Below are 7,961 nucleotides of genomic sequence, written 5' to 3'. Positions count from 1 at the left end.
CGACGGACCATTTATCTTTAAGAATTTTTGTTCTGCATACTTTATAAAAGCTTCGGCTGTAGCTATTTAATTTTTGCTCCGCAATTTGAGCGATGATTTTCATATACAGCCTGACCTGTTTCAGGGAAATAACTTGTAAATGTAGATAAATCACTTTTAAGCTGTAAGGTAGTACCACGTTTAATTTCACGGGAGATAGTACTTGGACTACGTCCTAATTTTTTAGCAATATAGCGAATACTTTTACCTTCTTTTAGTAATGCATAAATTTCTCCACGCTCATAGCTATTTAGGTGTTTAAAAGAACGTACAGTTGTGTTAGAATTAATTTTATCAACCATAGTGAAAACCTCCTGTATGTTTGGATTTGACACCTATATCATACATGATTTTCACTATGGTTTTAATATTTTTTATCTGTTGCATTTAATTTTACAATGAACCAGAAAAATAAAAAATAAAAAAGTAGTTGACAATAAAAGATATGGCTGTTATAATAAATAATGTCCGATACGGAGAGGTGGTCGAGCTGGTTTAAGGCACCGGTCTTGAAAACCGGCGTGGGGGCAACTCCACCGTGGGTTCGAATCCCACCCTCTCCGCCACATAAAAATTATTAAGTAGGCAACATGGAGAAGTACTCAAGTTGGCCGAAGAGGCGCCCCTGCTAAGGGCGTAGGTCGGGAAACCGGCGCGAGGGTTCAAATCCCTCCTTCTCCGCCACAAAAGCCGCACAGCGTGCGGCTTTTATCCTTCAAAAGTTAATATGCGTCCGTAGCTCAGTTGGATAGAGTAGCTGGCTACGAACCAGTTGGTCGGGGGTTCGAGTCCCTCCGGGCGCACCATGAAAGCCTTGAAGATAGTTCTTCAAGGCTTTCATCATTTTTTGAATTCATTATAAACTAGTTAATGACAACGTCAGGTAGAAAAATATTAATATATAATGCATAAAACTAGTTCATATGAATACCATAATAAATACAAAGAAGGTGATCATATGAAGGTTGCTATTATGGGTGCAGGAATTTCTGGTTTATCCTGTGCAATAGCATTAGAAAGAAATGGAATAGAACCTACAATTTTTGAGAAAAGAAGTAGAGTTGGTGATAGATTTATAAATGCAGAAGCTATGTTTGATATATTAAATAGACCTATTAAAGATTGTTTGGGGTATATAAGAGAAAAATTTAATATTGATTTACAACCTATTTCAGATGTAGATAAATTAATTGTTCATTCCAAAAATGAAGTTTCAAGTATTCAAGGTAAAATAGGATATACAAATTTAAGAGGAAGGCATGAAAATTCCTTTGAGAGACAACTTGAAAAACAGTTAAAGAGCAAAATCATTTTTAATTCATCCTATGAATATGAAACGCTTTGTAAAGAATTTGATTTTGTAGTTTTAGCTACAGGAGATGGAGAATACTCATCAAATTTAGGTAATTACAGATGTGATCTTACCTGTACTATAGTTGGAGCAACAGTAGTTGGAGATTTTATAAAAAGTAATCCCCATGTCTGGTTCAATTATGATATCATTCCTAAAGGATATGGTTGGTTAATTCCTTTCTCAGAAAAAGAGGCAAATTTAGTTATTGCTTATCCTGATTATCCAAATAACATTAAATTAGATAGAGATAAAATGTGGAGTAGATTTTATGAATTAGCAAGTAGCGATCTAAATCAAAGTCTTAAGATAAGAGATAGTTTTCAAATAACAAGATATATGATGGGAATTTGTTTAAGACCTAAAATAGACAACACTTATTTCATTGGTAATTGTTTTGGGACAATTAGTCCAGGATTAGGATTTGGTCAGTTTGCATCAATTTTAACAGGAGTCTATTGTGCCTATGATATTTTAGGTATAGAAAAATATGAAAAACTTGTTAAACCTTTATTTAAAAACTATAACAATTCCCTTGTATTAAGGAGATACTTAGAAAATTTAACTGACGATAAATTAGATGCAATAGTTAAAAATTTAGACAATAAGCTAATAGATAATTTAATAGATAGGCTATGTGATAATAATACTAGCTTGGATATTTTAAAATATTTAACACCTATAATGAAATTGGCTAATAAGATTAATAGTAATTAATTTAATTTTGGTATATGGATTATAAAAAAAGGTACAGATATTCGTGTTTGAATATCTGTACCTTTTTACTTTTTATTTTAAAATACCTTCTAATAAAGGTTTACTTGGCACTGAAACTTCAGAATTACTTGGTATAATGTAGATTTGATTTCCAGAAGACAAAATAGGGAAAATTACTAAACTGCCTATCCATAATCCTTCTTCACTTGAGACATTGGTAAGAGGGAATCCATAACCTCCAATTCCTGCAATTCCTACAAATCCATCATACCCATTATAGTTACCTAAACTTGAAGGTTTAGGGAGATTAATGCCTGTGATTATTAGTTGGTGCTGACCATTTTGTAGTTTTTGTACTAATGCTGAACCAAATGTATTTTGTAGAGAAGAATTTATTGGTTTTAATATAGAACAGGATGGTAACTTGAGTGGGACAGGAACACAAAGTACATCTCCAGGGAAAATTATATTAGGGTCTGGTATATGGGGGTTATTCCAAATGAGAAGATCAACTGGAACTCCGATATTTTGAGCAATCATTGAAAAGGTATCACCTGGTTTTATAGTGTATTTTTCATATCCGATTGGACAGCTTTCAGGTATTCTTCCAACTCCAGGTGGAGGCTGTATAGGTACACATAGCACATCCCCTGGAAAAATTTTGTTTGGATCTTTTATGTGGGGATTTTCTACTATTAAAAAGCCTACAGTTACGTTAAAACGTTTAGCAATCTTTTCTAAAGTATCACCTTTAACAACAGTATACCTTTGAAAACCTACACGACATCTTTCAGGAATTTGTGCACGAGTTTTATTTTCAATATTATTTTTCACAGTACCATCCTTTTAATTAGTATTACATTACTAGAATATGAGACTATATTTCATATTGTGAAGAGTAATTTATGTTATGTTTGATTTTATAACAACTTGATAATTGCAGTAATACCAAATCCTACAATTATAATTCCAGATACATAATTGATGTACTTTAAAGTTTGTTGATTTAATTTATCTTTAAATAGATTAATCCCATTACTTAAAATTAACCACCATAGGCTAGAACCTAAAAAGACACCTATGACCATTAAAAAAGCTTTAATATTTGACTTTTCAATGTTTAGGCCTAATCCTGCAAAAATAGCTAAAAATGACATTATTGTCATAGGATTTGTGATAGTTAATAATAAAGTAGAAAGGTAGTCATCTAATATTCTTATACCTTCTTTTGATTTTGCAGATTTATTTGCAGGTTTGCTAATTATTATTTTACCCCCTAAATATATTAAAAACATTCCTCCAAATAGGCGTATAATTGCTTGATTACTTATTAGAAAATTTGATATAAATGTCAGCCCAAATGCTGCAATAAATCCATAAATTGCATCTGCTGTTGCAGCACCTAGACCTGATAAAAAACCAGATAACTTTCCTTTATTAAGTGTTCTTTGAATACATAAAAGACCAATTGGACCTACAGGAGCAGCAACAGAAAGGCCCACTAACAATCCTTTTAAAAATGGTATCACATATACTCCTCCTTATATTAAATAATTTTAATTTAATATTATGAAATAATTTATAAACTATGTTATTAATAGTATAATGTATTTTGAGGTGGTTTTGTTGGAAAGGGAAGTCAAATCGACTTCCTTTTATTTTTTGTTTTTGTAATTTTTATAGAAGATAAAAAATATGTTTTATTAGTATAGTTTTTATAAACAAAATAGTTATTTAAAGTGAGGTGAAAAAATGGAAAGAGAAGAGATAATAGTTGAACTTGAACAGTATTTTGAAGCAGCTGGATTTGATCAAGTATATATAAATAAGCTAAAGAATATGTCAGATGATGAACTTAAGGAGCTTTATGAGTCATTAAGAATTGAAAATGATAATAATCTATTTTGATAAAATATTGAAGGGAGATGGTTTTTATTAGAAGAGTAGACTATAGAAGATTAAAAAGAGATTTATTAGATGAAGTTGGTCCATCTGAAATATGGCCATTGATTGATAGTGTTGAAAATGCAGATGAAGAAGAACTAATTGAGATTGCAAGACAACTTGGGTATGACGTAGAAGATTATGAAGAAGATGAAGAAATGGAATGGGAATTTTAATAGAGTAAGAAGCAGCCTTAAGTTAGGCTGTTTCTTATTTTGTAATATTATTAAAGTCAATCTAATATATTTATGGTGATAGAAAATTATGGAAGGTGGGTATGGTGTTAATCAAAAAAGCAGTAGCTATTCTTACTTCTATTTTAATATCCTTATCCTTTTTAAATTTAAATTCCACAAAAATAAGTGCTACAGAAACTACTAATGGAAAGTATTACTATGAATATGGAGGGCCAGTAGACCTTTCGATTGCAAATGAAGAAAAAATAATTGAAATGCTAAAAAAGGAGGGGAAAATTAATAAAAATGCTACTTATGAGGAAGCATATAATAAATATTTAGAATATATGAGAAATGCTGCAAAGGAAAATATCAAGCAGAAGATAAATAAAATGGATAAACAGCTTAAGGCAAAACAAAATCAAGCAGTTAAAAAATACGTTTTTGAAAAGAGAAAACCTGACGCTAATCCTAAAAAGGTTAATATACTTGTTTTACTAATTGAATATCAAGATTATAAACATAACAGTATTATGCCAGAAGAGACAGACATGTATTATAAAGATTACAACAAAAAACATTTTGAAGATTTATTGTTTGGAGACAATGGATACACTGGCCCAAATGGAGAAAAGTTTATATCAATGAAACAGTACTACCTTGAACAATCAGGAGGAAGTTTGATTGTTGATGGCAAGGTAGCTGGATGGTATACAGCACCAGAAAATGCTGCATATTATGGTGCAGAAAATGGTACATCACATGATATAAGCCCAAGAACTTTAGTTGAACATGCTCTTCAACAGGCGGCATTAGATCCTAGCATAAATTTTGCTGATTTTGATAAAGAAGATAGATATGATCTTGATAGTGATGGAAATTATGATGAACCAGATGGAATAATTGACCATCTAATGATTATACATGCAGGTATAGGTCAAGAAGCAGGTGGTGGTAGTTTAGGTTCAGACGCAATATGGTCACATAGATGGAATTTAGGAGAGCCATATCAAATTCCAGGTACAGAATATTGGGCATATGACTATACAATTCAGCCAGAGGATGGGGCTACAGGAGTTTTTGCTCATGAATTTGGACATGATTTAGGTTTACCTGATGAATATGATACAATTTATAGCTCCCCTGTTTCAGAACCTATATCAAGATGGTCCATAATGTCATCAGGAAGCTGGTCAGGAATAATATTAGGAACAGAACCAACAGGATTTAGCCCATATGCAAAACAATTTCTTCAGGCAGTTTATGGAGGCAATTGGCAAAATGTTATAGATATTAATTATTCTGAGTTAACCAAAGGAGGATCAGAAGTAGTTTTAAGGCAGGCAAGTGAAACAGGGCAAGTTTTAAGAATTGTTTTACCAGATAAAAAACATGTAGTTAATACACCATATAGTGGAAAATACTCATATTGGGGTGGAAAGGGAAGTGATGGTTCTCCATTTAAGACCTGGATGACTGCAAAAGTAGATTTAACAAATAAAGAGACAGCTAAGCTAACATTTAAAACATGGTATGATATTGAAGAAGGTTGGGATTTTGCAACAGTTCAGGTAAGAGAAGTTGGAAGCGAAGAATGGACATTCCTAAAAGGTAATATTACAACTACAGAACGTGATCCAAATGCAGATGTTAAGGTTCCATTTGGAATAACAGGATCATCTGAAGGAAAATGGGTAGATGCAGAATTTGACTTAAGTGATTTTGTAGGTAAAGAAATAGAATTAAAGTTTGAATATGAGACAGATTCATACGTATTTGGAGCAGGATTTTATGTTGACAATATAAGTATAATTGCTGATAATGAGCAAGTTCTATTTGATGATGTTGAAGGTGAACCTAAGTTTAATCTAAATGGATTTATAAAGGATACAGGAGTTATTTTTGCCCCACACTATTATCTTGTTGAATGGAGAAATCACCATGGAGTAGATAAGGGCCTTGCACATAACAATGTATTGGGCAATATATTCTCATATGATCCTGGAATGTTAGTTTGGTATGTGGATGAATATTTTACTGACAACTGGTATGGAGTTCATCCAGGAGATGGTTTCCTTGGCATAGTAGATGCAGATCAAAACAATATTATGTGGAAATTCATTAATGGTAAAAAAGCCTTTGCAAGTGCAACTTATCAAATGCATGATGCAGCATTTAGTAAGAATAAGGAATCTAGTTTATATGTAGATTTAGTTGATTACTATGGTAGATATGCAGAAGATGATTATAGATATTCAGAACATGTATTTGATGATACAAAGGACTACACTAATGCACAACTACCATATTTAGGAAGAAACATAATAAGCTATGGACTAAAGATAGAAATAGCTCAACAAGCTAAGGATAATAGCTACGCAAAGATTAGAATTAAAAGATGATATAGAAGGCAGCCTAATTCAAGGCTGCTTTTATTTTAAAGAGGAAAATCTAATGGAATGTCGAATTATTGATTAGAAAAAATAATAGAAAGGGATTGTTTATGGCATATTTTAATTACGATGGACAGAAGATAGAGTATGAGATTATTAAAAAAAGAAAGAAGACAATTACACTTAGAATAACAAAAAAGGGAGAAGTTGTTGTAACAGCTCCTTTTTATGTAGATGATGGGTACATTGAGGATTTTGTAAAAAGTAAGGCAAAATGGATAGTTGAAAAGTTAAAGCATGTAAATGATTTGTTGAATTTTAGGGACGATAATATAAACACAGGAAAAGAATTAGATTTTATAGGTCAAAAACTTATCCTTAAAATATTTGAGGATAATGTGGATAAAATAAAAATTTTTAAGCAGGATAAATTGCTTTATATAATTGTGCCTAAAAACTTTAATATTGAAAAAGATCAGGAAGTATTAAGACAGAAGGTAAACAATTGGCTGAAGGAACAGGCTAAAGTGGTGTTAAAACAAAGGGTTGAAGTGTATAGTCAAAGGTATAATCTTTTTCCTAATAAAGTAGTAGTAAAAGAACAAAAGACTATATGGGGTAGTTGTTCAAGTAAAGGTAACATAAACCTCAATTGGAGGTTAATAATGGTTCCCCTTGATGTAATAGATTATGTTGTAGTACACGAACTTTGCCACCTAAAGCACCCTAACCATTCAAGTAGGTTTTGGAGTTTGGTTAAGGAGATTATGCCAGATTTTGAGGAGAAAAGAAGGTGGCTTAAGGAGAATGGGGGAAGGGTGATTATTAAATAAAACTCCCTTTTGGTATTACCAAAAGGGAGTTCAGGCTGTTGACAAACAAATTTTGTCAACAGTTTTTTTTGCGTAGCAAAAAGGATTTTAAACATCTATGTAGAATTATATATAGAGAAATAAATTTGGAGGTGCCCAATGATTAATGAAATTAAATCAAAACAACAAAAATTAGAAATGGTTTACATTGAAGATTTAGTTCCTCAGGATCATATACTGAGGAAAATTGATAAATATATTGACTTTTCTTTTATTCGTGAATTAACTAAGGACTTATATTGTCATGATAATGGACGACCTGCTGTTGATCCTGTTGTTCTTTTTAAAATGTTATTTATAGGCTACTTATTTGGTATTAGATCCGAGCGTCAGCTCGTTAGGGATATTGAAGTTAATGTTGCCTATAGATGGTTTTTAGGTTTCTCACTTACAGATAAGATTCCTGATCATTCAACTATAAGTCAAAATAGGAGAAGACGTTTTAAGGATACAGATATAGCACAAAAAA

General features: G+C 31.7%; 8 protein-coding genes, 3 tRNA genes and 1 pseudogene. 9 read left to right on the top strand and 3 right to left on the bottom strand.

The features are described from left to right. Positions 1-341 (bottom strand): annotated as a pseudogene (locus TCEL_RS12360) (transposase); the annotation flags it as partial. Between the two features lie 173 nt (positions 342-514). Here TCEL_RS12360 and TCEL_RS12355 point away from each other — a divergent pair. The 4 genes from TCEL_RS12355 (at position 515) to TCEL_RS12340 (ending at position 2,107) form a co-directional block, all read left to right on the top strand. Continuing rightward, positions 515-605 (top strand) — tRNA-Ser (locus tag TCEL_RS12355). 26 nt (positions 606-631) lie between these two features. Beyond that, positions 632-723 (top strand) — tRNA-Ser (locus TCEL_RS12350). 45 nt (positions 724-768) lie between these two features. Continuing rightward, a tRNA-Arg gene (locus tag TCEL_RS12345) sits at positions 769-845 on the top strand. A gap of 152 nt (positions 846-997) precedes the next feature. Continuing rightward, the gene (locus TCEL_RS12340; protein ID WP_018666603.1) at positions 998-2,107 is read left to right on the top strand and encodes an NAD(P)/FAD-dependent oxidoreductase; all 1,110 of its coding nucleotides are present in this window, start codon (positions 998-1,000) and stop codon (positions 2,105-2,107) included. A gap of 72 nt (positions 2,108-2,179) precedes the next feature. Here the strand turns inward: TCEL_RS12340 and TCEL_RS13305 are convergent, their stop codons facing one another. Together TCEL_RS13305 and TCEL_RS12330 are read right to left on the bottom strand one after the other, a co-directional pair. After that, positions 2,180-2,941, bottom strand: coding sequence for a LysM peptidoglycan-binding domain-containing protein (locus TCEL_RS13305; RefSeq protein WP_018666601.1), 762 nt, complete (start codon positions 2,939-2,941; stop codon positions 2,180-2,182). 86 nt (positions 2,942-3,027) lie between these two features. Next, positions 3,028-3,636, bottom strand: a complete 609-nt coding sequence (locus TCEL_RS12330; RefSeq protein WP_018666599.1) for a LysE family translocator — start codon at positions 3,634-3,636, stop codon at positions 3,028-3,030. 223 nt (positions 3,637-3,859) lie between these two features. Between TCEL_RS12330 and TCEL_RS13600 the strand changes: the two genes are divergently transcribed. From TCEL_RS13600 to TCEL_RS12310, 5 genes are all read left to right on the top strand, one after another. After that, a complete protein-coding gene (locus TCEL_RS13600; protein WP_018666597.1) occupies positions 3,860-4,015 on the top strand; it encodes a hypothetical protein in 156 nt (51 codons plus the stop codon). 17 nt (positions 4,016-4,032) lie between these two features. After that, positions 4,033-4,227, top strand: coding sequence for a hypothetical protein (locus TCEL_RS12325; RefSeq protein WP_018666595.1), 195 nt, complete (start codon positions 4,033-4,035; stop codon positions 4,225-4,227). A gap of 101 nt (positions 4,228-4,328) precedes the next feature. Beyond that, on the top strand, positions 4,329-6,629 hold the full coding sequence (locus TCEL_RS12320) for an immune inhibitor A domain-containing protein (protein WP_084739386.1): 2,301 nt from the start codon (positions 4,329-4,331) through the stop codon (positions 6,627-6,629). Positions 6,630-6,730: 101 nt separating this feature from the next. Continuing rightward, the gene (locus TCEL_RS12315; protein WP_018666591.1) at positions 6,731-7,453 is read left to right on the top strand and encodes a M48 family metallopeptidase; all 723 of its coding nucleotides are present in this window, start codon (positions 6,731-6,733) and stop codon (positions 7,451-7,453) included. Positions 7,454-7,591: 138 nt separating this feature from the next. After that, positions 7,592-7,961: transposase (locus tag TCEL_RS12310; RefSeq protein WP_040684110.1), on the top strand; the 370-nt coding region annotated here is incomplete at its 3' end.

It is taken from the genome of Thermobrachium celere DSM 8682 (assembly GCF_000430995.1).
GTDB lineage: Bacteria > Bacillota > Clostridia > Clostridiales > Caloramatoraceae > Thermobrachium > Thermobrachium celere.
This window is presented reverse-complemented; position numbering and strand designations above follow the sequence as displayed.